This is a genomic window from Dactylosporangium darangshiense, from assembly GCF_039537565.1.
In the GTDB taxonomy this organism is placed as follows: domain Bacteria; phylum Actinomycetota; class Actinomycetes; order Mycobacteriales; family Micromonosporaceae; genus Dactylosporangium; species Dactylosporangium darangshiense.
Window position 1 is genome coordinate 175,872 of record NZ_BAABAT010000002.1, and the last position, 26,315, is coordinate 202,186.

Sequence of the window (26,315 nt, forward strand, 5' to 3'; positions counted from 1 at the left end):
GCGTACATGGTCAACGTAGGACTGCTGGTGAGCATCGAGGCCAAGCCGGACCGGGCGGATGAGTTCGCCGCACGGCTGGGGTCGGTGGTGGAGATCGTCCGCGCCGAGGGCAAGGCGGTCGTGTGGTTCGGGCTGCGGCTCGGGCCGACGACCTTCGCCATCTACGACGCGTTCGCCAACGACGAGGACCGCCAGGCTCACCTGGACGCCAACCTCGGTGCGCTGCTCAAGGCGGGCGAGGAGTTGTTCACCGGGCCGCCCACCGTGCAGCGCATCGACGTCGTCGCCAGCCTCGTCCCCGGCGAGTGAGCACGCAGACGGTCGATACCGCCTCTTTCCTGGGACGCCAGACGTGCGTCACAGTCGGTGCGTCGTCTGGGCGGCTTCGTCTTCGGTCTGCGCGTAGCAGGCTTGAAGCCGTCTTGTACCGGCTTGTCGCCGCTGCCTGCCTTGCGGAGCCGTTGACGAGGTCCTGCCGCGGGGAAACCGCGATGTAGCCGTCGCCGATCCGGCCGGCGAGATCGAGCGCTTTCGGTCCGAACGCCGAGACGTACGCTTTCGGCGGCGCGGTGACGGGTGTAGAAGCTGCTTCTGCCTACGCCATGGCGCTGTCGGCCAAGCCGCACAGCGCCACGAGCCGGACCGTTACACCGTCCGCGCCGACCCAGCCCGCCAGATCGTGCTGCGGCGCCTGCCATCCGCGGTCGGTCGCCCCGTCCAGGAGTCCGTCGGCGTAGCTGGCCAACGCTGCGAGCGTCGGCCGACGGCCGCGGACGCCGAGCAGGTCCCGCACCTCGGCTGCGTGCTGGTCGACCTGCGCCGACAGGCTGGGAATCACAGCTGCCGCCGCAAGGCCGGCGGCGCCGATCCGTCGGTGGAGGCGATCAAGCAACCCCTGCGCGGTCATGCGGCCGGCGTCCAGGTTCGAGGCGGGAATGTTCATGAAGTACGACCATAGAGAGGTCGTACCGGGGCGAAAAGGCCGCAACCACTCCTTTACCGGCATCATGACCGTTCGGCTGTCGACCGGCTGGCCGAACGGGCGAGTCCAAAACGATCCGCCGGACCCGGCAACCCGGAATGCCGGGTTGCCGCTCAACCTGGACGGCGGTGGCACGGCCCGGGAGGGCCGCAACCACCGCCGCGGTCGGGCACCCGCGCTACCGGGTCGCCGGGGGCGGTTGACCGGTCTGCGGAGGCACGGCCCGCGTGTCGTCGTCCGCCGCTGACGGTGCCGACGGCGGGCGGGCGCGCTGGCCGACAGGCTGGTCGCGGTACGCCGAAGAGGCTTGCTGGCCGGCGGCGACCGGCTCGGCTGCGGGCTGCTGCTTTTCTGCCATCAGCCGCTCGGCGTCGCTCTGGCCGGCCGCGTACGCCTTCGGGAGTTCGGAGCGGCGGGCCGACTCTGTCTCCGCCCGGTCCAGCCACCTGTCCCAGCGCGCCTGCATCGGCTTCACCAGCCCACCGCCGACGCCGACGATCAAGATGCCGCCCACAGTGGCGAGAACCGCGATCAGCACCGGGGTCGTGACAGTGGTCGCCACCCCGATCTGGTTGAGCGCGGCGATGACGCCGATGCCGAGGATGAACACGAAGGCGATGTTCGCCACCGCGCGACCGTAGGAGAGTCCCCCCAATGCTGTGGACGCGACGTCTCTCACCGCGGAGGCGATCGCCGCGGCGACCACGACGATCAGGATCGCGACAAAGAGCCGCGGCAGCCAGGCGATTACAGCCGTGATGAGCGTGGAAACGGCATTCGGGCCCCAGATGTCGAACGCTATCCGCAGGGTGATCAGCAGCACCGCGTAGAAGACGAGCTGAGCGATGATGCCGGAGGCGTCGTAGCGGGACCGCGCAAGCGCCGTCTTGAGGCCGCCGCGCTCCACGAGCCGGTCGAAGCCGACGCGCTCCAGCAACTTGTCGACCGCCGCGCGCAGCAGGCGAGCCACCAGGTACCCGACGATCAGGACGACAATGAACGCGATCGCCCGAGGAAGGAAGGCAGCCGCGGACCGAAGCATGTTGCTGAGCGGGCTGCCGATGTCCACGCTCCGCATGGCGAGGTATTCGGACATCATGACTCCTCATTTGTGGCCACTGAGAGGGCTAACCCATATACCCGATCAATCACCCGAAAACCACAAATCACCACACCAGTCCGTCACCCGGAGCACCCGAAACCGCAGCACATGATGTGTCGTGCTGATCGCCGAGGGTCGGCGATCGTTGTTCGTGGGCCGTGTCGCCCTCGGCGGAGTGCAATCTGACGCTCCGCGACCGCCTTACCGGCGGCTGATTGCTGTCGGAAACCGGGCCCGCCGCCGTGCCAGGGCACGCCGGCGGCTCGCCAGCCGGTGCCGCTGATCCTCACGGCATCGGCCGGGCCGGGGTGTCACCGGGGGCGAAGTAGTACCAGCATGCCGCGCGCCCAGCGTGGACGCGATGGCCGGCGCCGAATTCGCTGCCAGCGGCGTAGACAGCGGCCGGTCGACGATGGCACGCAGAAGCTCGGCTCGTCATCCACGATCGCGCTGGCTCAAGATTCTCTTGATCGCATCGGCTGACAACTCGTTTTTGGGCAGAAAGCCAATCGCGGGAGAGTGCGGCATCAAATGCTCAACCTCGTCCGGCGTGACACTCGCCGACATCATGATCACGATGCTGGAACGGACGCGCTCGGCCAGGTCGAAGCCGTTCTCGACGCCGAGGTGAACGTCAACCAGCACCACATCCGGATGTCGTTCGTCCACGACGCGGAGCGCCTGTCGACTGTCGGCCGCATCGGCGAGGACCGAGATGCCTTGAGCCGACAGCAGGCGCCGGGCGCTGAACCGGAACTGTTCAGAGTCGTCGACGATAACGCAACGAATCTCCATACCTTCGACTGTGCCATCTCGGGGCTGGCGTTGCGTGCGACCCGTAGGTTCCTGGCGCATGCGTCCTCGTAGGGCCGCGGCCGGTCAGCGAGCCCGGGCGGCGTCCGCTCCGCGGGACGAGGTCGCTCGTTACAGGACCGGCTCGAGGTGGACTACCAGCCGAAGCGGCGGCGCTTGCGACCGGTCAATCGGGGTTAGGCGTCGTGCAGGCCGGGTATCTACAACGCGTCCGACGTCCAGCTGGAGTGGTGATGGCGTTCGATCAACAGTATGCCGATCGGACGATGGGGTTCCGCGCGGAAGCGCGCGATCTCTGGTTTGCGGTTCGTGTCGCATCCTGGCCGACCGCGGCAGCAGGAGTGCAGCCGTTCGCGAATGCCAGCCATCTGCCCGGGTCGCCCCAGGGCTGAAAGCAGGGTTGTCACGATGACGGTCACGACCGGTCCACGACGTGCGAACCGAGCGCCCCGCTCAGCGGTTGTCATCAACCCGGCGAAGGTCGATGATGTCGAGTCGCTGCGCCGGACGGTGGACGACGCGCTGTCGCACGCCGGTTGGCCGGCGCCACGGTGGTTCGAGACAACCCCGACCGACCCCGGCCGCGGGCAGACCCGCGCGGCGGTCGAGTCCGGCGCCGAAGTGGTCTTCGTTTGCGGCGGCGATGGTACCGTCACGTCCGCAGTGTCGGCGATGGTCGGCGTCGACGCTTCCATGGCGATCCTGCCGGCTGGTACGGGGAATCTGCTCGCCGCGAACCTGGGCCTCTCCACCGATCTGGCCGCCGGTCTCCAGGTGGCTGCGGAAGGCGGCCTGCGCCGCCTCGACGTCGGTGTCGTCGACGGCCGGCACTTCGCCGTCATGGCGGGCATGGGCTTCGACGCACACATGTTGGACGCGACCTCCGACCGGGCGAAGGCTCGTATCGGCTGGTTGGCATACGTGCTCGGCGCCGTACGGCATCTCAAGGACCGACCGATGCGGGTGACGATCCGCATCGACGACGGCGCGCCGATGCGCCGGCGGGCCCGCACCGTGCTCATCGCGAACGTGGGCCGTCTCCAGTGCGGCGTACGGCTGCTGCGCGAGGCCGTCCCCGATGATGGGGTGCTCGACATCGCCGTGCTCACGCCGCGGACCTTGCGCAACTGGGTGGCGCTGGCTTGGGGAGTCCTTCGGCGCAAGGGCCGAGTGCCGTCGATGGAGGTCTTCCGCGGTGTCAAGGTCGAGGTGGTGAGTGACCGGCCGCAGCCACGTCAACTCGACGGTGACCTCATCGACACCGGCACCACACTCCTCGTCGAAGTGACGCCCGGCGCGCTGTGGCTGTGCGTGCCGCGGCCGGCCAGCGACTCTGACCTTGCCGAGGACGCCGACTCTGCCGCGCGCCAGGGTGCACACCTGTTCCACCAGGACTGACCGCCCTGATGGCGCCATCAGAGCACCGTCCTCGGTATTACGCCTGACCCTGGCATCACGGGGTGGTCCTTGAGCGCGTGGCGGTTCACTCGTCGCGGACCTTGATGAAGTCGAGGTCCTGGCGTTCGGCAGGCCGCCTGCCGGCGACGCCCGCGAAGGTCAGCACCAGCGCGGCCAGCCCGGCGAGGAACAACAGTGCGACGTATGGGTCCTGCACCTCGATTCGGCTGTTGGCAAGGTTGTCTGCCGGGGAAAGCGCCGCCGGTACCAGATTCGGGATCAGCCGAGCCGGGCCGTATCCGGACAGCACCAGCACCTGCGCGAAGATCAGCAGCGGGGTCAGGACGGAGACGCACAACGCGGCCAGCAGGGTCTCCTGGGTCCCGTCGTCGCGGCGGGCGCCGATGAACACCACCGCCCCGATGCCGAATCCCGTCACGACCACCGCGCCGCCGACGCTGGCCGGCATGGGCGGGAACACGAGCTGGGTGGTCAGCCACCAGGCGGCGGCCGCGAGCGAGGCCGCCGCCCCGGTGCCGAGCGCCGGCCCGGACACCCCCGCACGCTCGGCGGTGACCGTCAGGATCCCCAGCAGACAGCACGTCAGCACCAGCGCGAACACCGGGAGCCCGACCATCGCCTGCTCCCGGGGCGAGCCGTGCGAGCCGGCGGTCGAAGCGAACGCGGCGGCCAGCGCGCCGACCAGGCAAGCGCCGCCCGCCCGGACCGCCCGCGCGGTGCGGCCGGCGCCGACCGGGCCCAGCATGCCCGGGCGGCGGCCCCACCAGGCCACGCCCAGCAGCAGCGCCAAGGCGCCCATGATGCCCCAGCGCAGCGGCGCGTAGCCGATGCCGCCCGACCAGCGCAGCACGCCGGCGAGTACCGCCGCGGCCAGCAGCGGGTAGCCGACCGTCCGTAGCACGGCCGGCTGCGCCAGCACGACCCGCATGCAGCCCAGCGCGTGCCCCCAGCGTTCGCGGCCGGGTTCGATCGCCGCGGACTCGGCCCGCATCGCCCGGCCCCAGTCCCGGCGACCGGCCGGCAGCAGCCACGCCACCAGCGCCAGCAGCCGATCGGCGCCGTCGCCGCGCGCGCGGCTCACCAGGCACCGCGCAGTTCGGTGCGCGGCGCGGTCGCGGGCTTGGCCGGCACCGCCGCGAGCTCGGCCGCCATTGCGACACCCGCGCCGGTCAGCCGGTACAGGTGTCGTGGCGGCCGGCCCTGCGGCGGGTCGGTCTCCCATGACGCATCCAGCAGGCCGCGGTCGGTGAGCCGGATGAGGATCGGGTACAGCGAGCCGGCCTTCAACCCGACCTCCTGCCCAAGCTCGTAGCCGTAGCGCCAGCGTGCCGGGTCGGCGGCCAGCGCGTGCAGCACGGCCACGGTCTGGGGCGACGGTCGTCTGGCTCGATTCACCGGACAACTCTATATACGTAGAGAATGGTGGTGCATCACCCGAGCAGCCGCCGGCGCACTCCAGGTGTACTCCAGCCCGTCTGCAGCGGCAGCCGAGACGCTGAGGGCCGGAACTCCTACGTCCGACCCGAAGGTCGCCATGGCACTGATCCGCCGCCTCGGTGCGGCCCTCCTGCGCCTGTTCGTCGACTTGGGCTACCAGATCAGCCCGGTGCCGCTGCCCGAACGAACCGACTGACTGGGCGGTCGCCGCCAAATTGTCAGTCGTCGATCGCCTGGTAGACGGCGGTCCAGAGGTCGTGCCACATCGGCAGCGTCTGGTCGCCTGCGTGCGCCCGCTGCATGACGAAGATCGCCGTCATGTGCTCGGCGGGATCGTTGTACCAGGCGGTGCCGTAGAAGCCGGGCCACCCGTAGCTGCCGACCGAGGGGCCGAGGTGCGTGCGGCGGGTGCGGACCGACATTCCGAAACCCCAGCCCATATTGTCGAAGTACCCCGGCCCGAATCCGGAGACCGCCTTCTGCGTCGGGGTCAGGTGGTCGCTGGTCATCAGGGTCACCGACGGCCGCGAGAGCACCCGCTCGCCGTGGTGGGAACCGCCCGCGAGCAGCGCCGTGGCGAAGGCGAGGTAGTCGTCGGCGGTCGAGACGAGCCCGCCGCCACCTCCTTCGAACGCCGCCGGCCGGCTCCAGTGCCCGTCGGGGCCGTCCTCGACGACCGGCTCACCGGTGGCGGCATTGTCGGGCTCGTACGCCGTCGCCAACCGGCCGATGCTCTCGCCACCCACGCTGAAGGCGGTGTCCTTCATCCCGAGGGGATCGCAGATCCGCTCGCGCAGGGCATCCCCGAAGGACATGCCGGTGGCCCGGGCGATGAGCACGCCCGTCACCTCGCCGGCGGTGTCGTACATCCACCGCTCACCTGGCTGGTGGACGAGCGGAAGCGAGCCGAGCCGGCGCATCCACTCGTCCGGGGGCGTGCTGCGCGACCGGTTCGCCGCCGGGCCGGCTTCGCCGAGTGTGTCCAGCGCGTCGGCGATCGGAACCGTTCCCGGGTAGGCGGGGACCATGCCGGTGCCGAGGGTGTAGGTCAGCAGATCCCGCAGTGTGATCGCGCGTTTCGCCGCAACGGTGTCGTCCAGTGGCCCGTTGGGATCGGCGAGCACGGTCATGTCCGCCAGCTCCGGGAGCAGGTCGTCGACCGGGTCGTCGAGGCGCAGGGTGCAGTCCTCGACGAGCGTCATCGCACACGCGGCGACGATCGGCTTCGTCATCGAGCCCAGGCGACAGATCGTGTCGCCCGCCATCGGCGTCGTCGACCCTGCGCCCTCGAACGCGAGATTGCCCATCGCCTCGATGTGCACCTCGCCATTGCGGGCCAGGGCGGCCACCACACCCGGGACGAAGCCGGAGTGGACGTGACGCTCGAGCAGCTCCCGCACCCGAGCCAGCCGTTTCGACGCGAAGCCACCAGTAGTCACCTATCTCCTCCTCGCCTCGCCCGTTTCTACGGAGGGTAGCTGACCGGCCGGTACCGATCAGCCCGCGTTTGGGTGGCAACAACGCGGGCACGGCTCGGCAAGGGAAGGTGGCCGGCCGACGCCCCGCGTTGCAGGGCAAGAACTGAGGAGGTTCACGTCGTGTTCCGCACGGTCGGTGTGATCGGTGCCGGGCTGATCGGGCAGGCGATCGCCGCGCACGCGGTCAGGTCCGGTCTCCAGGTGCGAATCAGTAACAGCCGGGGTCCGGGAAGTCTTGCAGGTCTTGTCGGGCAGCTCGGTGGCCTCGCGACCGCGGCGACGGTGGAGGACGCCGCCTCGGCGGATGTGGTCATCCTCGCGGTGCCGTTCGTGAAGGTGCCGGAGGTCGGCACCCAGGTGGGTGACTGGGGCGGCCGCGTCGTGGTCGACGCGACCAACCAGTTCGCGCGATACAACCCCTACGGTGGACGATTCGAGCTCGGCGATGAGACGGGCAGCGAGTGGGTCGCGCGCCACCTGCCCGGCGCGACGATGGTGAAGGCGTTCAACGCCATGTACGGCTCGTACGTCGCGGCGGAGCCGCGCCACGCCGAAGGCCGTCAGGCGGTCTTCTACGCCGGCGACGACCAGCACGCGAACGACGAGTTCGCCGAGATGGCCGCGCAGTTCGGGTTCGCGCCCATCTACGTCGGTCCGTTGCGCGAAGGCGGGAAGCTGCTGCAACTCGACGGGTACCTCAACGCCAAGAACTTCCTCCTCCAGGAGTGATCGCATGGTACGTCGGGTCGTGTACGAATCCCCAGGAACACCTGCCGATGTGTTGCGGGTGCAGTCGGGTGGCGAGCCGGCCAGTCCCGGCTCGGGGCAGCTTCTCGTTCGGGTGACAACGTTTCCGATTCATCCGGGTGACCTGATGGCGATCGAGTCTGCTGACGCCAATGCCCTGCGGGTGGCCGGGGTCGAGGCGACCGGAATTGTGGAGGCTGTCGGCGCCGGTGTGGTCAAACCCGGCGTCGACGTCGGCAGCCGGGTGACGGTCTTCCTGCATCCTGGTGCCTGGAGCGAGTACCTGACCGTGCCCAGCGAATTCGCGGTGCCCGTGCCGGACGGTGTCGGGACCGACGTCGCCGCCATGATGCTGGTCAATCCCTTGACCGTGGTCATGCTGCGGCGTGCGGTCGAGGCAACCGGCGCCGCGGGGTACAACGGTGTCTTCCTGCAGAGCGCGGCGGGATCGTCAGTCGGCCGGCTGATGACCGCCGCCGCTGAACACCACGGTATGGCCCTGGTCAACCTTGTCCGCACCGACGAAGGGGCGGATCGACTCAAGCACAGTTTCCCGGCAACGCCGGTTGTTGCGACGTCGCGGCCGAACTGGCCGCACGACGTCCGCACTCTGGTGGCCGGCAGGCCCCTCACCGCTGCGCTCGACCCGGTCGGCGGACGGCTGGCCGGCGACCTGCTCGGCCTGTTGTCGCCGGGCGGCACACTCATCACCTACGGAGCCCTCGCCAAGCAGCCGATCGCGTTGCATGCCGCAACGCTGCTGGGCAACGCATTGACGGTTCGCGGCGTGACGATCAACCGGTGGGTCGCAACCACGTCACCGGAGCAGCGCGACTGGGACGTGACGACCGCTGTCGCGATCGCCGAAGCACTCGGCAACGCGTTCGTCGTGGCGGGACGCTATCCAGTGGCCGACATCGCCGCGGCCGCCGACCACGCCGTCCGACCGGGCAAGACCGGAACGGTGCTTGTCGAGTTCGACTGACCCCGGCGCCGCACCGAGGGGCGGAGCATTCACGTCCATGCACGCCGGCGCTTGACGGCGCTGATGCGTGGTCGCCGGTCGCGCGCACCGGGAAGCCACTCCAGGTCGCGCAGGCCCGCTTGGCGGATCGCATGGCGGTACTGCTCGTCGGTGAACAGCGTCAGGGTGTGCTCCTCGCTCCAGTGCCGGATGCCGGTGCCCGCCTCACCGAGCAGGTAGTGCATGGTCAGCGTGGACGTCGTGCCGGTTCGGCGGGACACACACATCCGGGTGAGATGCCGCGGGCCGTCGGCGGCCGTGCCGATGTCAACGGGTCCGGAGATCCATTGGCTCGGCGTGAACCACGGCTCGAGCAGCAGGACGCCGCCCGGTTCCAGGTGTGCGGCGAGGCAGTCCACGGTCCGGTTGAGCTCCTCGACCGACCGCGTGTAGCCGATGGAGGAGAACAGGCAGGTGACCGCGCTGAACGTGCGGGTGAGCCGGAAGTCACGCATGTCGCCGGCGTGCACCGTGATCCCCTCGAGGCGATCGATGGCGGCTTTGCGCATCGGTTCGGCGAGCTCCAGCCCCTCGACGTGCGCGAAGCTGTGGCGAAAGTGGGACAGGTGCAGTCCGGTGCCGCAGGCGACGTCGAGGAGGCTGTCCGCCGCGGGATTGCGCTGCCGGATCAGGTCGGTGATGTCGTAGGCCTCGCGTTGATAGTCCTTGCCCGCGGCGACGGTGTAGATGAGCTCGTAGGCCGAGGCCAGATCCTGGTCGTCGGCCACGTTCGGCCACCGCCGCGCCTCGGCCGGCGCCGTTGCCCCGTCACTCATGGCAGTCCCCTCGCCGGTGTGGTGGTTCGGCACGGTACACGCCCACAGCGTCCGCGGCTCGTGCGGCAGGTGGCGCGGTGCAGTAGCGCACCTCGAGTCGAGCGGCTCAGCCGATGGCTGTTCCGATCAAGGAGCCGAGGCCGTACGTGACGGCCATCGCCGCCGCTCCGCCGATGACGAGGCGCAGGACGGCGCGGCCGGGCCGGGCCCGGCCGAGCCGGGCGCTGAGGTGGCCGGTTGCGGCGAGCGCGGCGACGACGACGACGAACATGACGCCGACCCGGACATTGGCCGGGGGCAGCAGGATGGCCACCAGGGGCAGCAGCGATCCGGACGTGAACGCGACTGCGGATGCCCAGGCGGCCTGCCAGGGATTGGTGAGGTCCTCCGGGTCGAGGTGCAGCTCCGCATCGGCGTGCGCCGCGAACGCATCCCTGTCGGTCAGCTCGCGGGCCACCTGCCAGGCGGTCGCCGGCGTCAGACCTTTCGCCTGGTACAGCGCGGCCAGTTCCTCGAGCTCCTGGTCGGGGAACTGGGCCAGCTCGCCGCGTTCCGTGTCCAGCAGCGCCTGCTCGGTGTCGCGCTGGCTGCTGACCGAGACGTACTCACCCAGCGCCATCGACACCGCCCCGGCGGCCATGCCGGCGACCCCGGCGGCCACGATCGGTGCGACCGCGGTGGTCGCTCCGGCCATGCCAGCGAGCAGGCCGGCAGTGGACACGATGCCGTCGTTCGCGCCGAGCACCCCGGCTCGCAGCCAGTTCAACCGTCCGGAGACGCCCGCATCGTGCGGTTCGCCAGGATGCTTGGCCACGGTTGCTCCTCGCCACTCAGCCATGCCCGGGACGAGTGTCATTCTGGCTGAAGTTGCCTGTCCAGGCGGCCTTGGCCCCGGAGTCGCCGATGCGGTACATACCGTAGACGCCGGCCGCGCCGGGCGGCCCTGCGCCGGGTCCTCACCGCCCTGGTCGACAACGCCCTCAGCCACACGCAGCACGGCGGCGACGTCAGCGTCGAGTTGGACCGGTTGGACGCCCCGCCGCGCGTGCAGCTGATCGTCCGCGACGACGGCACCGGCTTCGACCCGGCCGACGCGAAGCGCCTCTTCGACCGCTTCGCCCGGGGCCACGACGACCTCGGCGCTTCAGCCTCGGCCTTGCCCTCGCCCGGGAGGTCGTCACCGGCCACGGCGGCACCATCGAGGCCCGCAACCAGCCGGGCGGCGGGCGGTCTTCACCATCCGCCTTCCGGCGGGCGAGCATTGAGGGTGGTCACCACGGGGCGTGCCGCCGCGCCGTGGCCGACTGGGGGGCGGCCGTTTGCCGCGCCGCTGGCGGGTCGCCGGTCAGACGGTGGCGAGGCTCATTGCCCGGGAGCACAGCTCCCGGGCCCACGTGATTCGGCCGAGCGCCACCTCGGGGCGGTCGCCGAAGACTTCTGCGGCGCGGGCGTAGCACTCGTTGGGGCCGAGCTGTTCGAGGGTGCGCGCGACGACGTCGCGGATGGTGCCGTTGTCCAGGTCGGACGTCTGGGAGGCGTCGGAGACGAACAGCGCCATGCACAGCACCGGGTCGACTGTGTAGGTCGTCATGGCCTGATCACCTGTTCGGAGTGGGGTGTGGGTGTTGATTCCACGTTCTCTCGTACCGATGAGGGATGGCCTCGCCGCCACCTGCACTCTCCGGCTGCCGGTTTCCGCACCCTCGGATACCTGTTATCCGCCATGCCGGCCTCACCCGGCCTCACCCTTTGCCCCCGCGGTCATGCACGACGCCAGGTGGCCGCGCCGGCGGGATTTCAGTCGATGGAGACGCTCCACGCCACCGCGTTGAGGTTGTCGGTGAGGAAGATGTCGGTACCACCGAGCCGTGCCTCCCAGGATGGCATCAGCTCTGCCGCGCGGGCGACGACCGCCTCCATCCACACCTTCAGCTCGGCCTGTTTGTTGTTCGCCGGCACGTTGGCGGCGGCGGCCGCCTCCTGCAGCCCGACCGTGCGCATCGCCTCGGTCACGGACGTGCGGAGGTCGTTGATGTAGTCGCGGTTCGTCGCGACGTCCTCGAGCGTGCCGTACAGCGCCATGTGCCCGGTCACGACGGTCTCGACGTCGTATTCGAGCATCTGGTCCATGGCCTTGAAGTACGCGGGCACGTGAGCAGCGAAGACCAGCCGGAAGAACGGCGGGCTCTTCACGGTGAAGCTGTCGATCGCGGTCAGGAGCTTCCGCTCGGGGACGTGGATGAACAGGTTGCCCGCCACATGCCAGTCACCGGTGTAGTCCAGGACGAACCGCGTCCCGTCGATGTCCAGCGCCTTGTGCGGGCCGCTGAAGGTCACGTTCGGCAGCGGACGGCGGCTGTCGCGCGCCTCCTGGATGAATCGACCCGTCGTCTCGTGGGCGATGATCTGCAGACCTTTTCGGTCGAGTTCGTGCGCCGCACCGATGTGATCGGCATGCACGTGGCTGTAGATGAGATGCGTGACCGGCTTGGAGGTGACCGACCCGATCGCCGCGAGCAGCCTGTCACCCCCCAGGTTCAGTGGGGCGTCGACGAGGACGACACCGTTGCTGGTCTCCAGGAACACGGTGTTGACCATGCCTTGGGTGACGCCGTAGGTACCGCCGCCCAGATCGGTCACGACGAACCCGGACTCCGGGATGTCCGGTCCAAGCGCGAACGCCGGCATCGGCTTGAATGCGGTCATCAGCGACGCTCCGTTGGGTGAACAGCGCAAATCAGGTGCTCCCGCGCCGCGGTCGGCCAACGCGACGCGTGTGCAGGCCCGCTGCCCGCCATGCCTCAGCGCAAACCCCATCAAGCGCGTGGCATCAGCCGTGGACGAGGGGTGCGGTCATGGTGTTGCCAGTGCCTCGGTGGGGGAGAGGCGGGCCGCGCGGATGGCGGGGTAGAGCCCGGCGATGCCGCCGATGAAGAGGGTGGCGGCGACGGCGGCGGCTTGGGCCCAGCCGGGTACCGCGACCGGCCAGCCCTGAGTCAGGGCGTAGCCGGTGGTGATCGCGACGCCGAGCAGGACGCCGCCGGCGCCACCGAGGGCGGACAGCAGCAGGGCCTCGGTGAGGAACTGGATGCGGATCTGGCCTTTCGTGGCGCCGAGCGCGCGGCGCCACCCGATCTCGCCGCGGCGCTCCAGCACCGAGATGATCATGGTGTTGGCGACGCCGACGCCGCCGACGAGCAGGGCCACGGCGCCGAGGCCGAGCAGGAGCGCGGTGAAGGTCTGGTCGGTGGCCTCCTTGACGCGCAGGGCGTCGGAGGGCCGTTCGACGCGGACCTCGTTGGGGTATTCGGGGTTGACCGTGCGGCCGAGTTTCGCGCGGACGTCGTCGACGGCGTGGGGCGCGATGCGGGTGTACAGGGTGTTCATGTGCCCGTCGAAGCCGAGCTGGTCATGGGCGAAGGGAGCACCGATGAACACGGCGGTGTCCAGTTCGCCGGCCAGCGGTACCGGTGCCAGGATGCCGATGACGGTGAACCACTGCCCGCCGAGCCAGACCCGCACGTCCGGGCCGGGTTCGGCGATGCCGAGGTATCGGGCGGCGGTGGCGCCGAGCACGACGGCCGTGGTGCGTTCGGTGGCCCGGTTGAGCCACGCGCCGCCGGCGAGGGTCGCGCCGACTGCCGGGCGCAGGTCGGTGCGGGCAGCGAGCACGGCGATGCCGTTGGTGTTGCTCGCCGGCACGCGGTCGCTGCGGTAGACGGCGGCGTCGACCTTGCCGATGGCCGACACGTGCTCGACGTCGGGGATCCGGGCGACCATGTCGACCGCCTCATCGGGCAGCTGGGCCTGTTCGCCTCGCAGGTCGACGCCGGCGGTGACGGTGAGCAGGTTCGTGCCGTAGCGCTCGAGGCGGTGGGCGAGGTCGAGCCGGCTGGAGGCGGTGATGCCGAGGACGGCAATCATCGCGGCGATGCCGATGGCGATGCCGAGCGCGGACAGCGCGGCGCGGATCGGGCGGGTGCGCAGGCCGATCGCGCCCACGCGGGCCACGTCCAGCGGTCGCAGCCGGGCCGGTCGGGGTCCGCTGTCGCGCTGGTGCCGCCGGGCGGGCTGGTGGTCAAGCACGCTGGCCTCCGTACGGCCCGTCGGCGTCGGGCTGGGCAACGGGGTGGATGTCGATGGTGGCGGTGCGGTGGTCGGTGACAATGCGGCCGTCGCGCATGACGACCTGACGGGGCAGGCCGGCGGCGAGGTCGCGGTCGTGGGTGATGACGAGCACGGTGGTGCCGGCCGCGTGCAGATCGCGGAGCAGGTCCAGGACGCCGGCGCCGGCGGCGGTGTCGAGGTTGCCGGTCGGCTCGTCGGCCAGCAGCAGCGGCGGCGAGCCGACGACCGCGCGGGCGATCGCGACCCGCTGCCGCTCCCCGCCGGACAGCTCGTGCGGGCGGTGGGTGAGACGGTGCCCGAGCCCGACCCGCTGCAGCGCGGCCCGGGCGCGGTCGCGGCGCTGCCGCAGCGGCACGCCGAGGTACAGCAGCCCGTCGGCGACGTTGTCCAGCGCCGATACGCCTACGGCGAGATGGAACTGCTGGAAGACGAAGCCGATGGTGCGGGCGCGCAGGCCGGCGAGGCGGCGGTCGGCGAGTTCGGCGACGTCGTGGCCGGCGACCCGGACACGGCCGCTGGTGGGCCGGTCGAGCGTCCCGGCGAGGTGCAGCATGGTGGACTTGCCGGAGCCGGACGGACCGACGATCGCGACGAGCTCGCCCGGCTCGACGTCGAGCGAGACGCCGTCGAGGGCCACGACACCGCCCGGGTACTCCTTGCGGACGTCGGTCAGGGAAAGGATGGTCATTGCCCGGCCACCCCGACCTGGGTGCCTTCGGTGAGGCCGGGCGCGTCGACCTCGACCCGGCCCTGGGCGAACATGCCGACGGTGACCGGCACGATCCGCCGCACGCCGCCGCTGTACACCTCGACGCCGTAGCCGTCGCCGACGGCGAGCAGCGCCACGATCGGCACGCTCAGCACGTCGCGTTTCTCGGCCCGCTTGACGATGACGTCGACGGGGTCGCCGTCGGCGCCGGCGAGTGCGGCCTGGTCCGTCACGGTGACGGTGACGGTGGTCTTGCGCTGACCCGCGTCCTGTGCCGTGGTCACCGTGGCCATGGTGCCGTCGGTGGGCTTGCCGCCGGTCGCCTGGACCTGGACCTTGGTGCCGACCTTGGCCAGGGCGGCCTGTTTGTCCTCGAGCTCGACGGTGACGGTACGGCTGGTGCCGGTGATGGTCAGCACCGGTGTGCCCGCCGCGGCCTCGTCGCCGATGTGCTGCTTCTGTTCGGCGACGCGGACCGGCGCGGCGACGTACGTGACCCGGCCGAGCTCGACGACGCCGGTCTCGGCGAGACCGAGTTTCTTCTGCCACCGCTTCACGGCGAGTGCGGTGTTGCCGTCGAAGACGGTGTCGACGGTGAAGCCGTGGTAGCCCAGCGCCCGCAGGTTCTCCTCGAACTGCTTGACGTCCGGGCCTTTGACGTTCACCACCAGGTCGCGGTATGCCGGCACGTCGCCGAGCAGCACGATGGCCGGCTGGTCGTTCACGCTGTAGGCGACATCGCCCCGGCGCAGGACGGTGCCCGGGCCGGCGATCTTGGTCAGGATGCCGGAGAGCCGGCCGCCGAACGGCTCGGCGGCGCCGTAGCCGAGCTTGCCGGCAAGGTGGACGGCGTCGACCAGGGTTGTGCGGGTCACCGGCGCGGTCTTCGGCGGCGGCGCGGCGGGCGCGGCGTCGCCGCGGCCGCGGCCGCCGTAGCCGAGGGTGGCCAGCACGGCCACCGCGACGGTGACCGCGCCGGCGGCGACGCCGATGACGATGCGGCGGCTCATTTGTTCGGCGCCGGGCTGTTGACGGCGTCGCAGGCCCGGGCGGCGTCCTCGAAGCGCTGCATCGCGGTCGGGTCGTCCACCGGGATGCCCGGCAGCTGCTGTACGCCGTCCGCGCCGGGATCCGGGTAGTCGAGGCCGTGGGTGCGCATGCACTGGGCGTAGCGCACCTCCTGCTCGAGCTCGGCGGCGGTGGGCTTGCGCGCCTCCCCGCCGTTGGGCAGGTACTTGCGGCACGCGTCGAACGCCTCGCCGTCGGCGTTCAGGTCCACCGCGCCCGTGCCGGAGATCTGGCCCGGGTCGCCGCCGCTGTCGCCACCGCTGCCGGTGACGATGTGCCCGTCCTGGGGGTCGGGCATGTCGACGCCGTGGTCGCGCATGCACTGGGCGAACTTCAGCGCCTGCTCCTGGTCGCTGCCGGCGGACGCGGACGCGCCGGCGTGCGACCTGCCGGCGATGGCGCAGGCGGCCGTGCCGGTGAGCAGGAGGGCGGACAGCGCCAACATCGGCGCCAACGTCGTGAATTTCGGCATGCGGCCCATCGTCGCGGCCGGGCTGTGGCGGCACGGTGTCCCGCGACGACACACGGACGCCACATACCTGGCGCCAGCATTGGGGGATGGCCAGCTCCGGTCAGCCCGACGTCGATGCCGCCATGGTGGACGCGAGGAGCTTGAGCTGGGCGGTGACCGTCTCCAACGGCACGAACGACCGTTCCGCCCGGCACAGGACGACCGCGCCTTCGGACGCTGCGAGCATCATCATGCTGAGGTCGCCGGCCTGCGACGCGTTCAGGCCCGAGGCCTGCAGTACGTCGGCGAGCGCTTGGCGCCACGACCGGAACACCGCCCCGACGCGCTCGACCAGCTCCGGTTCGTCGGCGCTCACCGTGACCGCGACGGCCGAGCATCCGGCGCCGAAGTCGGACCACTGGAGGACGGCTCGCCAGGCACCAGTGAACCCGTCGATGATTTCGGCCGCGCTGCCGCCACGCATGCTGTGCACCAGCGCGACCGCGCGGGCCCCGGCCACGTCGATCGCCGCCGAGATCAGCTGGTGCTTGCCGCCGGGAAAGTGATGGTAGATCGACCCGCGCGGGGCCTGCGACGCCTCCAGCACCGCGCCGAACGATGCCGCCTGGAACCCGTGCTTGGCCAGCAGCCGGATGGCGCTTTCGATCATTCGCTCGGGAACACCGGCCCGCCCGGGTCCTTCCTTCCCTACCGCAGGCATGACAGCCGCTCCACCCCCCAACACCGCAGATACCCGCCCGTCCGTACGCCGCCATCGTTCCACGAGATCGCGCGCTGGTGCTGCAAGGCGACGTCAACGACCAGCCGGCGACAATATGACGCTTGACATATTGCGTTCTCGCCGTACCGTGGGCTGTGCTTATGACGGTTGGCATAATCGTGCCAATCACACATATCCGACAGTCGGCGCTACAGGCGGCAGCATGCCGGAGGCGCTGGAGGGAGCATCAGCCATGCCGATGATCGACGTGTACGCCGCCGAAGGCACGTTCGCCGACCCGAAACAGCTCGCCCGGGAGGCCGCGGCGATCGTCATGGCCGTGGAGCAGGTCCCGGACATCCCGATGTTCCGCAAGAACACCGCCGGCTTCGTCCACGAAATCCCGGCCTCGACGATCTCGAACGTCGACGGCGACAGCAACTACGTGCGGGTCCAGGTGCTCACCAACGCCGGCGGCCTGGACCGCAACAAGCAGCTCGCCGTCGTCGCGCAGCTCACCGACCTGATCGTGAAGGCCTCCGGCGACGAGAGCATCCGGGACCGCACCTGGGTGCTGCTCACCGAGGCACCGGAGGGCGGCTGGGGCCTGTGGGGGCGAGCCAACAGCAACGCCGACCTCGTCGCCGCCGCCCGGGAGCAGATCGCCGAGCTCCAGGCCGGGCACTGACCGCCGCCGCCGGCCGGGCGCGGCAACGCGGGCCGGTCGGAATGCCGGGCGATCTCGCCGGACGTCAGGATCGGAGCCGGACGCCTGGCCCTGAGCCTGCCGGACCTTCCGCCGGCGTTACGCGCCCGTCACCTCGCCTGCCTGTTTCACAACCTCGTCACCGCCGGTCGCATCGGCGAAGCGCGCGCGATGCTCGAGGAGACCCAGGCAGCGGTCGCGCGCGTCGCGCTCGCGGCGAAGGACGAGGAACTCGCGCAGCTCGCGCTCGTCAACAGCCGGCGTCGAGCCGAGCGCAACCCCGGCGTCGTCTCGATCGCGGCAACCGCGGCACAGGTCCGCGGACTGCTGGAGGCAAACCACGCGGATCTGCGTGAAGCGGTCGAGCTCGTCGTGGCCGGCGACGTCATCTACAACGGCGCACACCTCTACCTCAGCGAGACCTCACTCGCCGGCCTCGACAACTGGCGCCAGGCCATCGACCGGGTCGAACGACTCGGCGCGCGCCACATCGTCGCCGGCCACCAGAACCCGAAACTCGACGACGATGCAGCACGTACCATCGCCGGCACCCGCGAGTACCTCGACGTCGCCGAGGCGGCGCTGAACACCGAGAAGACCGCCGTCGACTACTTCAACGCGATGGTCGCACGCTACCCGGACCATCTCGGCCGCACCGTCCTCTGGGCCACGGCTCAGGCCGTGTTCGGCATTCGCGAGCACCCCGGAGAGGACCCGATCCCGTTCATCGCCGGAGGCTGGCTGTAGCCGCCGGCTCGGCCGCGCGCGGAGGCGGCGGCGACCACAGTGGCCGCCACCTCCGCCGGTCCCACAACGCAACGGCGTCCGGCCGCCTCCACCTGACGACCACGCGTGCTACGGCGCCGAGGCCACCGGCTCCGCTAGGGCGAGGTGCTCATTCGTCGTCAGGTGAAATCGTCTCCAGCGCGTCGCGCAGTGCCGCACGAGAGGTGATGCCGAGCTTGGGGTACAGCCGGTGCAGATGGGCGCCCACCGTCCGGTGGGACAGGAAGAGCTGTTGGCCGATCTGCTTGTTCGTCAATCCGGTGGCGGCCAGCCTGGCGATCTGCAATTCCTGAGCCGTCAGGGACGTGTGGGTGTCCGGTCGAGTGGTGGTGGCGACCCCGCTGGCGCGTAGCTCGTTGTGGGCCCGTTGTGCCCACGGTCGGGCGCCGAGCCGTTCGAAGGTTTCGGTGGCCTCCCGAAGGTGCAGCCGGGCACGGGTGGTGTCGCGGGTGCGGCGCAGCCATTGCCCGTAGGCGAGGTGGACACGTGCGTGTTCCCACGGCCACCGGTCGGCGTCGGGCAGCGACAGGGCGGCCTCGAACAACGGGCCGGCCTGGTCGTCGTCGGCAGCCAGGGCGGCCGACCCGGCGGCGATCAGCGCGGTGTGGGTGGAGTAGCGGGGGACGCCGTTCTGTCGGGCGGCGGCGACGTGGGCGCGGGCCTCCTCGATCCGCCCGGTGCGCACGTCCGCCTCCACCAGGTCCAGAACCATCCACCGGGCAGGTATGCCGGTGCCGAGGACGCCGGGCCGGCTGATCCAGACGGTCTGGGCGTATGCGTCTGCGTAGTCGCCCTCCGCCAGGTCCGCGACGGCGCGCACCTGCCGGGCGAACGCCTGCGTCACCCCGAGACCCCGCGGCGCGGCCCAGCTCATGACCTCGTCGGTCAGCGTCCGGGCGCGATCGGCGTTGCCTCGAGCCGCCGCAATCAATGCCAATCTGTTCCGAAGCGGTGCCTTGAGCAAGACGTAACCGTAGTTGGCGGCCAGGTCCAGCCCCTCACGGGCCAGCGTCTCGGACTCGTCCCACTGCCCGTGGTGATAGGAGTCGGTGCTCAGCATGAGCAATCCGGTCAGGACCAGGGCGATCGCGCCGCCGTCGCGCTCCTGTTCGATCATGCGCCGGACCAGGTGGCGGTAGTCGGACAAAGCGTCCAGCCAGACGGCCGCGAAGGTCAGGGGGATCAGCCCTCGGGGCGCCGAATCGGTGGGGAGCGCGGCGAAGGCACGGGCGAGGCCCTCGCGCACCGTCGTGTGTGTCCGGTCCGGGTGGGTGAATGCGTCGTAGCAAAGCCGCAGGGGCGTTGCGTCCGACGGGTCGAATCGCGCCAGCGCAGTCTTCAGAAGGTCCCACACCTTGGGCCGGGCGGCGTAGACGCAGACGAACAGCAGCGCGTACAGCAGGTCGTCGATCCACGCGCTGGTGGTCTCGGCGGTGTCCGCGTCGTCGAGTGCCCGGACCAGCAGGCGGTACGCGCCATCGACGTCGCCCTCGGCATGCAACAGGTAGACGGCCGTAGCGGCGGCGAAGACCGATCCGCTGCGTGTACCCGAGACCGATCGTGCGTCATCTGCCTTGCGAGCGGCGGCCAGCAGATGGGGTACCTGGTCCAGCGGGCCGGTGCTGCTGGCCAGATACGCGGCCTCGATCAGCCGGCGGACCCGGTCGGCCGGCTGCGGGCTCAGTTGGGCAGCGCGTACCAGCGCAGTCACCGCGGCGGCGCTGCCGCCACGCCGGAAGTCGGCGAGGAACGCCTGCTCCAGCGCATGGGCCGTCGCCTCGTCCGGGCCGGTCGTGGCCTCCGCCATATGAAACGCCCGCGAGGACGGGTCGTCGGCCAGTTCGGCCAGAGTGTGGTGCGCCGAGCGGCGCTCGGCCGGCGAGGACAGCTGCACGATCGCCGAGCGGATCAGCGGCGGGCGAAACGACATACGGCTGGAGACCGGGTCGGCAACGATCAGGCCGGCCTGTCGTGCCGGCCCGAGGTTATTGACGTCCGCGCTGCCCGTGGCCGGCAGGAGTTCGGCCGGACTGGCGTTGGGCGCCAGCGTCGCCAGCAGCAGCAGGTGCCGGGTTTGTGCGGGCAGGCGCTCAATCGCCGGGGCGAAAGCGGCCTCCAGGCGCCGGGACAATGGCAGGAACGCGGGCAGCAACTCGTGGCCGCGGCGCTGCCGTTCGGTCAGCGCCACCGGCAACTCGCACAGCGCGAGGGGGTTGCCGGCAGCCTCGTCGAGCACTCGTCGCCGTACCGGCGGCGCCACGTCCGGATGCCGGGTGTCCAGCAGGGTGGCCGCTGGTTGCTCGGCCAACGGCCCGATCTCCCGCTCCGGCAGCCCGCTCGAGTCGAAGCAACGGGGTGTCCCGGTGCGGGCCGCGGCCAGGAAGACCACGGGAGTGTCGGCGAGCCGGCGGGCGACAAAGCCCAGAACCGTCGCGCTGGCGCGATCGAGCCACGGCACGTCGTCGACGATCAGCAGCACCGGACGTTCTGCGGCGATCTCGCCCAGCAGGGCCAGCACCGCCATCGACACGACCAACGGATCCAACGAGGCCGCCTGAGCGAGGCCGAAGACTCCGTGGAGGGCGTCACGCTGGTCGTCGGCCAGCCGGTCAGCCCGCTCGCGCAGCGCGTAGAACAGCTGGTTCACCACCGAGTAGCTGACCTCGGCCTCGGACTGCGCCCCGGAAGCGCGCAGCACCCGCATCCCGGCCGCCTCCGCCTGCACCGCCGCGGCGTCCAGCAGCGATGTCTTGCCGACACCGGCCTCGCCGTACAAGAACAGACTGGGGCCGGTCGGACTGTGCCCGGCAAGCAACGCCTCGGTCAGCGCCAGCTCATCCGTGCGCCCCAGCAGGCCGGCTTCGGGCTCTGATCCCATCAGCTGTCCCCATGTGGATGATGCTTGTTGGGAAGACTTTGATGATCGACCGGAAGGCTGTGGCGATCACCGCGCGAGGATCCCTTTGTTCTGCAACCTTAGCGCCCATGACCAGCTGATTCTCATCGCCTGAGCGTCGGGCGGACCAACGACGAAAAGGGTGAGCAGCCCGGCCGCTCGAACGCGGCCGGGATCTTGCGCACCGGGCGCTCAGGCGGAGAGCAGGCCGCCGTCGATGACCATGGACTGTCCCGTGATGTACGCCGCGTCCGAACTGAGCAGGTACACGATGAGAGCGGCCACCTCCTCCGCATCGCCCTGCCGGCCCACCGGCACCCGCGCGACAATGTTGTTCACGGCTGCCTCCGTGTCGGCCTGCGCCTTCCAGTACGGATCGTTGAACGGGGTGTCGATCCACCCCGGACACACACTGTTGACGCGAACTCCGCTGCCCGCGAGCTCGACCGCCAACGATCGGGTCAGGCTGATGAGCGCACCCTTGGACGCGGCATACGCAAACGTGCCGGGGCTGCCGCGGTGAGCCGCGGTCGAGCCCGTGAACACGATGCTCCCGCGGGTGTCCGCCAGCGCCGCCATGGCCGCCTGCGCAAGCAGGTACGGGGCTCGCACGTTCACCGCCATCGTCGCCTCCCAGGCCTCGACCTGGAAGGACTCCAAGGGGGCGACGACGTGCAGACCGGCCGTCACGACAACGTGGTCGAGCCGCCCGAACGCCTGCAGGGCCGAGTCCACGGCGGCCTTCGGCGCGTGCCGGTCGGCCAGGTCGTGATGGCCCACGACGATCCGCCCCGGAGCCTCCTGCGCCGCCACCTCCCCGGCGGCCGAGTCATTGACGTCGGCCAGGTACACGTCGGTACCGGCGGCGCGCAGAGCCCGCACCGTCGCACGTCCGATCCCGGTGGCGCCGCCCGCGACGAGCGCGCTGGTCACTCGCCCGCCACCGCGTACGCCCGGTAGTTGGCCGATCCGGGCCCGGCCGCACGGTTCTTCACCACGGCGGCTGCGTGGTACACCGCCGAGCTCGGCGTGGCATCGCGGACAACGGCCGGGACGTCACCGCCCTCCGAGCCGCTTTCGGCCAGGGCGTTGAGGATCCGCCCGAGAAACTGGGGCAGGTCGTTCGGCAGTTGCGACGTGATGAGGTTGCCATCGACGACGACGGCCTCGTTGCGCCAGTCGCCACCGGCGTGAATCACGTCGTCCTTGATGACGGGGACCGACGTGACGGCACGCCCCTTCACGATGTCCGCGGTCGCCAGCAGCCACCCCGCGTGGCAGATCGCCGCGACCGGGGCGCCACGGTCATCCAGGGCGCGTACGAGGTCGACAAATGCCCGTTCCCGGCGCAGGTACTCGGGCGAGAAGCCGCCCGGCACGATCACCGCGTCGAAGTCGTCGGCCGACACGTCCGCGATGCCGACTTCGGCCACCACCGGGTAGCCCAGCTTGCTGGCGTACACCTCGCCCGCGCGCGAGCCTACGATCGTGACCTTCACGCCGGCCTCACGCAGCCGCAGGACCGGGTACCACAGCTCCAGCTCCTGGTACAGGTTCTCGGCAAGGACGGCGACTCGAGCCTTCTGCAGTTCCATCCAGTCCTCCGTCAGACCGCGATCGACAAGATGCGTCGGGGGTTGTGAATCATGATCTGGTCGAGCTGTTCGTCGGTGACGCCCTTGGCCTTCAAGCGCGGAACCCAGCTGGTGAACATGTAGTTGAGGTTGACCTTCTCGTTCTCCAGCTGCGGGTCGGACTCGGTGACCGTCGCGCGGGGGTTGAAGAACCATCGATCGAACGACAGGACGATGCGATCCAGGTAGCCGTCCTCGATCAGCTCCACGAGGGCATTGGCCATCGCCTCGTCCAGCTCTTCCGCGCTACCGATGCGCCAGGGAATGCCGATGTGGTCGAGCTGGACGTTCGCGCCCATCTTGAGGACCTCGCGCATCATGTTGACCTGTGGCGGCACGAAGGCGTGGCCGATGATCACCTTTGACAGGTCCATGCCGACCTCGTCGAGGATCTCGAGCTGCTCGCGTCCGGGGTTGGTGACCTGGAAGTCCATCGGGTCGATGTGCGTGTTGATGCCGCAGCCGGTTTCCATGGCCGCCTTGCCGGCTGCCCGGATCAGGCGGTCCTCCACCTCGTGGACGTGGCGACCGTACGCGCCCACCGGGCTCGGCTTGGGAAAGACGCTCTCCTGGCCGGTGGCAATCTTGATGGCGCCGGCCTTGTACGGCGTCTGCTGCCACGCGAACACCATGCCCTCGGTGAGGTCCCGCACGAAGAACTCCGTGAGCTCCTCGACGGTCTGCCGGCGCCAGTAGTAGGGCACGCCCATGCGCTCCGGGAAGAACCCGGTGATCGCCACGACGTTGATGCCGGTGCGCCTGGCGACGTCCACCATGAACTGTGGGTGGCGGCCGACCTCCGCCGGCGTCATGTCGATGAGGGTGTTGTACCCGTTGGGGATCATCCCGTCGATGATCTGGCCGCTGACCCGCTCGACGGCGGCGGGGTGGTCGAACACGGTCCGGTGGTCCAGCTCGGCCCCTGGATACCCGTAGAGCAGGTGCTCGTGGGTGAGGATGCGACCGGACTCCTCGGCCGGGACGTCACCGAGCACCGTTCGGAAGATCTGCATGACGAACTCTCCTTTGACGTCGACGAACGGCGGCTCAGCCGGCCAGCTCGGTGCGCAGCCGGGTGAACAGCGAAGGAAGGGCATCAGCGTCCACCGCGACACGGTCGGGATCGACGTCGAGGACGAGCTCCCGCACCAGGTGAGCACCTGAGCCGCTCGCGAAGATGGGCACATCCGCGGCGCGCAACCGCCTGAGAAGCGCCACCTGCTCGTCGCTGACCGCCGGGCGACCGACGACGGTCCCCGGCACTACCAGGGCGTCCACGTCCTCGGAGACGACCTCGTCCGAGGGCGTGTCCCCGAGCACCGGGTATCCCAGGTGGCTCTCACACGGACCTTCCCCTGGACCGACGACCTTGACCTCGGCCCCCTCCTCCCTGGCGCGCAGGACCGGGTACCAGAACTCGAGCTCCTGGTAGCCGTCGAAGGCGAAGACGACGATCGAACGATTGGACAAAGTCATGAGGAGTGACCTGGCCTCTCAGGGAACTGGTCTAATACATGAACCAGTTGCAGTGTGCCACACGATTGATTGGGTGGGAAGGTTGCGGCCGTGGGCCGGGGGATCAGTGGTCCGCGGTGAACTTGTGGAGTGCGAACGACGCGGCCCCGAGCAGCGCCGCGTCCTCGTCCTCCGCCACGTGGTGCAGCTCCGTCCGGGCCCAACGCGGCCGGGTGAGGTCCCAGTGCGTTCGCACCGCTCGGCCGAACCAGGTGTCCGGGGCCAGCGTCGCGCCGGCCAGGACGATGCGGTGCGGATCATGCGTCGCGACGATCGTGCGCATGCCGGCGGACAATGCGACCGCGGACCGGCTGAGCACCTCGGCCGCCCGGCTGTCGCCGTCCCGGGCGGCGTCTTGAAGGTCTCCGGCGTGCAGGGCGTGTCCGCTCCGGGCGCGCGCGGCGAGCAAGGGACTCGACCCTGCCTCCGCGAGTGCGGTTGCGGCTTCGGCCAGGACCCGTCCAGAGACCAGCTTCTCCAGGCAACCGGTGCCGCCGCACGGGCAGCGTGGGCCGTTGACATCGATCACCACGTGGCCGAAGTCGCCGGCTCCTCCGAGCCCGGGGTCCAGCGAACCGTCCCTGACCACCGCTCCGCCGATGCCGGTACCCATGGTGAGGACGGCGGTCGTCCCGTGCGGCCAGCGCGCCGCCACGCCCAGCGCCGTGGCCTGGGCGTCGTTGAGCAGATAGGTGGGCAGTGGCAGGTGCGGACGCAGCGCGGCCGCGACGTCGGTCCCGTCGGTGAAACCGAGGTTGAGGGCGGTGCCGACGATGCCTTCCTGGACCACACCCGCGAGTCCTACGCCCACCGCCGCGGGCGGCTGGGCGAGGTGTGCGGTGGTGCGTAGGACCATGTCCGCGACGGTGGCGTACTGCTCCGCCAGACTCTGCGGCTTGGCCCGCCGGTCCCTGCGCACGATCGTGCCGCCCGACACGGCGGCAACCCTGATCCAGGTCCCACCCCAGTCGACGGCGGCCACGATGGTGTCGTGACCGCCGTCGACCGCGAGGTCAGCCAACGCAGCCCGGCCGATACTCGCCGGCGACCGAGAAGATGCACGAGGCGGGCTCGTGGCTCATGTTGTAGAACGAGTGCTCCGTGCCGGCCGGGATTCGCACACCGTCCCAGGGGTCCAGCTCGACCCACTTCTTCGTGCCGGTGAACTCGACGTGCAGGTTGCCTGACTCCACGAAGACCACCTTGTCCGCGCCGTGGCTGTACACGCCGCTGCGCTGGCCGCCCAGGAATGACATCTTGCCGGCAGTGAGGTGTTCCGTGCTGGCCAGGATGCCCACGAGGATCTCGCGGCCCCGGATGGCGCCTTCCATGCGCCAGAGGATGTCGGCCTCCCGGATCATCCAGGTGGTCTGCTCGCGAGGGGTGTCGCGGGCCATCGGCCAGTTGCCGAGCAGCTCGTCCTGGCCCTGCTTCGGCGGACCCTCGAGCGGGGGTTGGGCGCGAGCGTAGGCTCCGCCCGTTCCGGCCTTGGGAGCGGGCTGGAAGAACTCGAGCATCCGCAGCTGTACGTTGCTGTGGTTCCACTGGTAGTGCCATGTGTCCTTGCGGAAGAAGATGGCCTCACCAGGGTTGACGACGAAGACCTCGCCGGTGACCGGGTTGCTCTGCACCATGCGGCCCTCGAGCACGTAGAAGAGCTCGTCTGCTCCGAACACGGTGGGGTTGGCGGGCGAGGAGATCGCGGAGCCGTTCGGCGGCATGCCGACGATGTTGAGGTTCATCGTTGCGTCGTCGGCGTAGAACCAGTCGCACAGCCGTCCGGTGGTCTCGTCACCCCACGTGCGCCGCTCCAGGTCTCGGTAGCGAAGGACTTCCGGCTCGCGGATGGTCTCGTCTGTCATGTCGCCCTCTCGGGTCGGACGCTTTCGCGTTGAATCCAGCCAGGCGCGTGGCGCTAACTGG

The 26,315-nt window shown here is 70.2% G+C and carries 28 protein-coding genes and 1 pseudogene; 7 read left to right on the top strand and 22 right to left on the bottom strand.

The features are described 5' to 3' along the window. The first annotated feature begins 6 nt into the window (after positions 1-6). A complete protein-coding gene (locus ABD901_RS04390) occupies positions 7-309 on the top strand; it encodes a putative quinol monooxygenase (protein ID WP_345121479.1) in 303 nt (100 codons plus the stop codon). Positions 310-595: 286 nt separating this feature from the next. Here the strand turns inward: ABD901_RS04390 and ABD901_RS04395 are convergent, their stop codons facing one another. The 3 genes from ABD901_RS04395 to ABD901_RS04405 all read right to left on the bottom strand — a co-directional run bounded on the left by ABD901_RS04395 (position 596) and on the right by ABD901_RS04405 (position 2,879). Then, positions 596-943: a DUF6401 family natural product biosynthesis protein gene (locus ABD901_RS04395; RefSeq protein WP_345121481.1), complete on the bottom strand. Its 348-nt coding sequence runs from the start codon at positions 941-943 to the stop codon at positions 596-598. A gap of 217 nt (positions 944-1,160) precedes the next feature. Next, positions 1,161-2,078: a mechanosensitive ion channel family protein gene (locus ABD901_RS04400; RefSeq protein ID WP_345122372.1), complete on the bottom strand. Its 918-nt coding sequence runs from the start codon at positions 2,076-2,078 to the stop codon at positions 1,161-1,163. 441 nt (positions 2,079-2,519) lie between these two features. After that, on the bottom strand, positions 2,520-2,879 hold the full coding sequence (locus tag ABD901_RS04405) for a response regulator (protein ID WP_345121483.1): 360 nt from the start codon (positions 2,877-2,879) through the stop codon (positions 2,520-2,522). A 426-nt stretch (positions 2,880-3,305) separates the two neighbouring features. On the opposite strand from ABD901_RS04405, the gene ABD901_RS04410 reads away from it, so the two are divergent. Further along, on the top strand, positions 3,306-4,295 hold the full coding sequence (locus tag ABD901_RS04410) for a diacylglycerol/lipid kinase family protein (protein WP_345121485.1): 990 nt from the start codon (positions 3,306-3,308) through the stop codon (positions 4,293-4,295). A gap of 85 nt (positions 4,296-4,380) precedes the next feature. Here the strand turns inward: ABD901_RS04410 and ABD901_RS04415 are convergent, their stop codons facing one another. From ABD901_RS04415 to ABD901_RS04425, 3 genes are all read right to left on the bottom strand, one after another. After that, positions 4,381-5,397 (bottom strand): hypothetical protein, encoded by a 1,017-nt coding sequence (locus ABD901_RS04415; RefSeq protein ID WP_345121487.1) that lies wholly within the window; start codon positions 5,395-5,397, stop codon positions 4,381-4,383. After that, entirely contained in the window at positions 5,394-5,711 is a 318-nt protein-coding gene (locus ABD901_RS04420) for a PadR family transcriptional regulator (RefSeq protein ID WP_345121489.1), read from the bottom strand. The genes ABD901_RS04415 and ABD901_RS04420 overlap by 4 nt, the downstream gene beginning before the upstream one ends. A gap of 260 nt (positions 5,712-5,971) precedes the next feature. Beyond that, positions 5,972-7,192: a serine hydrolase domain-containing protein gene (locus tag ABD901_RS04425; protein WP_345121491.1), complete on the bottom strand. Its 1,221-nt coding sequence runs from the start codon at positions 7,190-7,192 to the stop codon at positions 5,972-5,974. 159 nt (positions 7,193-7,351) lie between these two features. Between ABD901_RS04425 and ABD901_RS04430 the strand changes: the two genes are divergently transcribed. Both ABD901_RS04430 and ABD901_RS04435 read left to right on the top strand, forming a co-directional pair. Continuing rightward, complete coding sequence (locus ABD901_RS04430) at positions 7,352-7,960, top strand: NADPH-dependent F420 reductase (RefSeq protein ID WP_345121493.1); 609 nt, start codon at positions 7,352-7,354, stop codon at positions 7,958-7,960. A 4-nt stretch (positions 7,961-7,964) separates the two neighbouring features. Continuing rightward, the gene (locus tag ABD901_RS04435) at positions 7,965-8,963 is read left to right on the top strand and encodes a zinc-binding dehydrogenase (RefSeq protein WP_345121496.1); all 999 of its coding nucleotides are present in this window, start codon (positions 7,965-7,967) and stop codon (positions 8,961-8,963) included. A 29-nt stretch (positions 8,964-8,992) separates the two neighbouring features. Here the strand turns inward: ABD901_RS04435 and ABD901_RS04440 are convergent, their stop codons facing one another. After that, positions 8,993-9,778: a class I SAM-dependent DNA methyltransferase gene (locus tag ABD901_RS04440; protein ID WP_345121498.1), complete on the bottom strand. Its 786-nt coding sequence runs from the start codon at positions 9,776-9,778 to the stop codon at positions 8,993-8,995. A gap of 106 nt (positions 9,779-9,884) precedes the next feature. Then, complete coding sequence (locus tag ABD901_RS04445) at positions 9,885-10,592, bottom strand: VIT1/CCC1 transporter family protein (RefSeq protein ID WP_345121501.1); 708 nt, start codon at positions 10,590-10,592, stop codon at positions 9,885-9,887. A 150-nt stretch (positions 10,593-10,742) separates the two neighbouring features. On the opposite strand from ABD901_RS04445, the pseudogene ABD901_RS04450 reads away from it, so the two are divergent. Further along, positions 10,743-10,847 (top strand): annotated as a pseudogene (locus ABD901_RS04450) (hypothetical protein); the annotation flags it as partial. A 276-nt stretch (positions 10,848-11,123) separates the two neighbouring features. Here the strand turns inward: ABD901_RS04450 and ABD901_RS04455 are convergent. The 7 genes from ABD901_RS04455 to ABD901_RS04485 all read right to left on the bottom strand — a co-directional run bounded on the left by ABD901_RS04455 (position 11,124) and on the right by ABD901_RS04485 (position 16,804). Further along, positions 11,124-11,369, bottom strand: a complete 246-nt coding sequence (locus ABD901_RS04455; RefSeq protein WP_345121503.1) for a hypothetical protein — start codon at positions 11,367-11,369, stop codon at positions 11,124-11,126. A 206-nt stretch (positions 11,370-11,575) separates the two neighbouring features. Further along, positions 11,576-12,484 carry an MBL fold metallo-hydrolase gene (locus ABD901_RS04460; protein WP_345121506.1) on the bottom strand — a complete coding sequence of 303 codons (909 nt, stop codon included), beginning with the start codon at positions 12,482-12,484 and terminating at the stop codon, positions 11,576-11,578. Between the two features lie 147 nt (positions 12,485-12,631). Beyond that, positions 12,632-13,864 carry an ABC transporter permease gene (locus ABD901_RS04465; protein ID WP_345121508.1) on the bottom strand — a complete coding sequence of 411 codons (1,233 nt, stop codon included), beginning with the start codon at positions 13,862-13,864 and terminating at the stop codon, positions 12,632-12,634. After that, a complete protein-coding gene (locus ABD901_RS04470) occupies positions 13,857-14,588 on the bottom strand; it encodes an ABC transporter ATP-binding protein (RefSeq protein ID WP_345122374.1) in 732 nt (243 codons plus the stop codon). Before ABD901_RS04470 ends, ABD901_RS04465 begins: the two co-directional genes overlap by 8 nt. Positions 14,589-14,590: 2 nt before the next feature. Beyond that, positions 14,591-15,625 carry a peptidoglycan-binding protein gene (locus ABD901_RS04475; RefSeq protein WP_345121510.1) on the bottom strand — a complete coding sequence of 345 codons (1,035 nt, stop codon included), beginning with the start codon at positions 15,623-15,625 and terminating at the stop codon, positions 14,591-14,593. Then, complete coding sequence (locus ABD901_RS04480) at positions 15,622-16,155, bottom strand: hypothetical protein (protein ID WP_345121512.1); 534 nt, start codon at positions 16,153-16,155, stop codon at positions 15,622-15,624. The genes ABD901_RS04475 and ABD901_RS04480 overlap by 4 nt, the downstream gene beginning before the upstream one ends. Positions 16,156-16,255: 100 nt before the next feature. Continuing rightward, a complete protein-coding gene (locus tag ABD901_RS04485) occupies positions 16,256-16,804 on the bottom strand; it encodes a TetR/AcrR family transcriptional regulator (protein WP_345121514.1) in 549 nt (182 codons plus the stop codon). A 304-nt stretch (positions 16,805-17,108) separates the two neighbouring features. On the opposite strand from ABD901_RS04485, the gene ABD901_RS04490 reads away from it, so the two are divergent. Together ABD901_RS04490 and ABD901_RS04495 are read left to right on the top strand one after the other, a co-directional pair. Continuing rightward, a complete protein-coding gene (locus ABD901_RS04490) occupies positions 17,109-17,543 on the top strand; it encodes a tautomerase family protein (protein WP_345121516.1) in 435 nt (144 codons plus the stop codon). A 189-nt stretch (positions 17,544-17,732) separates the two neighbouring features. Beyond that, complete coding sequence (locus tag ABD901_RS04495) at positions 17,733-18,308, top strand: MBL fold metallo-hydrolase (protein ID WP_345121517.1); 576 nt, start codon at positions 17,733-17,735, stop codon at positions 18,306-18,308. Between the two features lie 148 nt (positions 18,309-18,456). Here the strand turns inward: ABD901_RS04495 and ABD901_RS04500 are convergent, their stop codons facing one another. The 7 genes from ABD901_RS04500 to ABD901_RS04530 all read right to left on the bottom strand — a co-directional run bounded on the left by ABD901_RS04500 (position 18,457) and on the right by ABD901_RS04530 (position 26,254). Further along, the gene (locus tag ABD901_RS04500; RefSeq protein ID WP_345121519.1) at positions 18,457-21,225 is read right to left on the bottom strand and encodes an AAA family ATPase; all 2,769 of its coding nucleotides are present in this window, start codon (positions 21,223-21,225) and stop codon (positions 18,457-18,459) included. 210 nt (positions 21,226-21,435) lie between these two features. Then, complete coding sequence (locus ABD901_RS04505) at positions 21,436-22,176, bottom strand: SDR family NAD(P)-dependent oxidoreductase (RefSeq protein ID WP_345121521.1); 741 nt, start codon at positions 22,174-22,176, stop codon at positions 21,436-21,438. Next, on the bottom strand, positions 22,173-22,838 hold the full coding sequence (locus ABD901_RS04510; protein ID WP_345121523.1) for a type 1 glutamine amidotransferase domain-containing protein: 666 nt from the start codon (positions 22,836-22,838) through the stop codon (positions 22,173-22,175). The genes ABD901_RS04505 and ABD901_RS04510 overlap by 4 nt, the downstream gene beginning before the upstream one ends. Before the next feature lie 11 nt (positions 22,839-22,849). Next, positions 22,850-23,890: a phosphotriesterase family protein gene (locus tag ABD901_RS04515; RefSeq protein ID WP_345121525.1), complete on the bottom strand. Its 1,041-nt coding sequence runs from the start codon at positions 23,888-23,890 to the stop codon at positions 22,850-22,852. A 34-nt stretch (positions 23,891-23,924) separates the two neighbouring features. After that, positions 23,925-24,353, bottom strand: coding sequence for a DJ-1/PfpI family protein (locus tag ABD901_RS04520; protein WP_345121527.1), 429 nt, complete (start codon positions 24,351-24,353; stop codon positions 23,925-23,927). A gap of 103 nt (positions 24,354-24,456) precedes the next feature. Continuing rightward, entirely contained in the window at positions 24,457-25,413 is a 957-nt protein-coding gene (locus tag ABD901_RS04525) for an ROK family protein (protein WP_345121528.1), read from the bottom strand. After that, the gene (locus ABD901_RS04530; RefSeq protein WP_345121530.1) at positions 25,406-26,254 is read right to left on the bottom strand and encodes a cupin domain-containing protein; all 849 of its coding nucleotides are present in this window, start codon (positions 26,252-26,254) and stop codon (positions 25,406-25,408) included. Before ABD901_RS04530 ends, ABD901_RS04525 begins: the two co-directional genes overlap by 8 nt. Positions 26,255-26,315 lie beyond the last annotated feature (61 nt).

Bases quoted from the DNA above. Each gene is read 5' to 3' on its own strand.
- ABD901_RS04390 (WP_345121479.1), top strand. From the start codon at position 7: ATGGTCAACGTAGGACTGCTGGTGAGCATCGAGGCCAAGCCGGACCGG.
- ABD901_RS04395 (WP_345121481.1), bottom strand. From the start codon at position 943: ATGAACATTCCCGCCTCGAACCTGGACGCCGGCCGCATGACCGCGCAG.
- ABD901_RS04400 (WP_345122372.1), bottom strand. From the start codon at position 2,078: ATGTCCGAATACCTCGCCATGCGGAGCGTGGACATCGGCAGCCCGCTC.
- ABD901_RS04405 (WP_345121483.1), bottom strand. From the start codon at position 2,879: ATGGAGATTCGTTGCGTTATCGTCGACGACTCTGAACAGTTCCGGTTC.
- ABD901_RS04410 (WP_345121485.1), top strand. From the start codon at position 3,306: ATGACGGTCACGACCGGTCCACGACGTGCGAACCGAGCGCCCCGCTCA.
- ABD901_RS04435 (WP_345121496.1), top strand. From the start codon at position 7,965: ATGGTACGTCGGGTCGTGTACGAATCCCCAGGAACACCTGCCGATGTG.
- ABD901_RS04440 (WP_345121498.1), bottom strand. From the start codon at position 9,778: ATGAGTGACGGGGCAACGGCGCCGGCCGAGGCGCGGCGGTGGCCGAAC.
- ABD901_RS04455 (WP_345121503.1), bottom strand. From the start codon at position 11,369: ATGACGACCTACACAGTCGACCCGGTGCTGTGCATGGCGCTGTTCGTC.
- ABD901_RS04460 (WP_345121506.1), bottom strand. From the start codon at position 12,484: ATGACCGCATTCAAGCCGATGCCGGCGTTCGCGCTTGGACCGGACATC.
- ABD901_RS04475 (WP_345121510.1), bottom strand. From the start codon at position 15,625: ATGAGCCGCCGCATCGTCATCGGCGTCGCCGCCGGCGCGGTCACCGTC.
- ABD901_RS04480 (WP_345121512.1), bottom strand. From the start codon at position 16,155: ATGCCGAAATTCACGACGTTGGCGCCGATGTTGGCGCTGTCCGCCCTC.
- ABD901_RS04485 (WP_345121514.1), bottom strand. From the start codon at position 16,804: ATGATCGAAAGCGCCATCCGGCTGCTGGCCAAGCACGGGTTCCAGGCG.
- ABD901_RS04490 (WP_345121516.1), top strand. From the start codon at position 17,109: ATGCCGATGATCGACGTGTACGCCGCCGAAGGCACGTTCGCCGACCCG.
- ABD901_RS04495 (WP_345121517.1), top strand. From the start codon at position 17,733: ATGCTCGAGGAGACCCAGGCAGCGGTCGCGCGCGTCGCGCTCGCGGCG.
- ABD901_RS04500 (WP_345121519.1), bottom strand. From the start codon at position 21,225: ATGGGATCAGAGCCCGAAGCCGGCCTGCTGGGGCGCACGGATGAGCTG.
- ABD901_RS04510 (WP_345121523.1), bottom strand. From the start codon at position 22,838: ATGGAACTGCAGAAGGCTCGAGTCGCCGTCCTTGCCGAGAACCTGTAC.
- ABD901_RS04515 (WP_345121525.1), bottom strand. From the start codon at position 23,890: ATGCAGATCTTCCGAACGGTGCTCGGTGACGTCCCGGCCGAGGAGTCC.
- ABD901_RS04520 (WP_345121527.1), bottom strand. From the start codon at position 24,353: ATGACTTTGTCCAATCGTTCGATCGTCGTCTTCGCCTTCGACGGCTAC.
- ABD901_RS04530 (WP_345121530.1), bottom strand. From the start codon at position 26,254: ATGACAGACGAGACCATCCGCGAGCCGGAAGTCCTTCGCTACCGAGAC.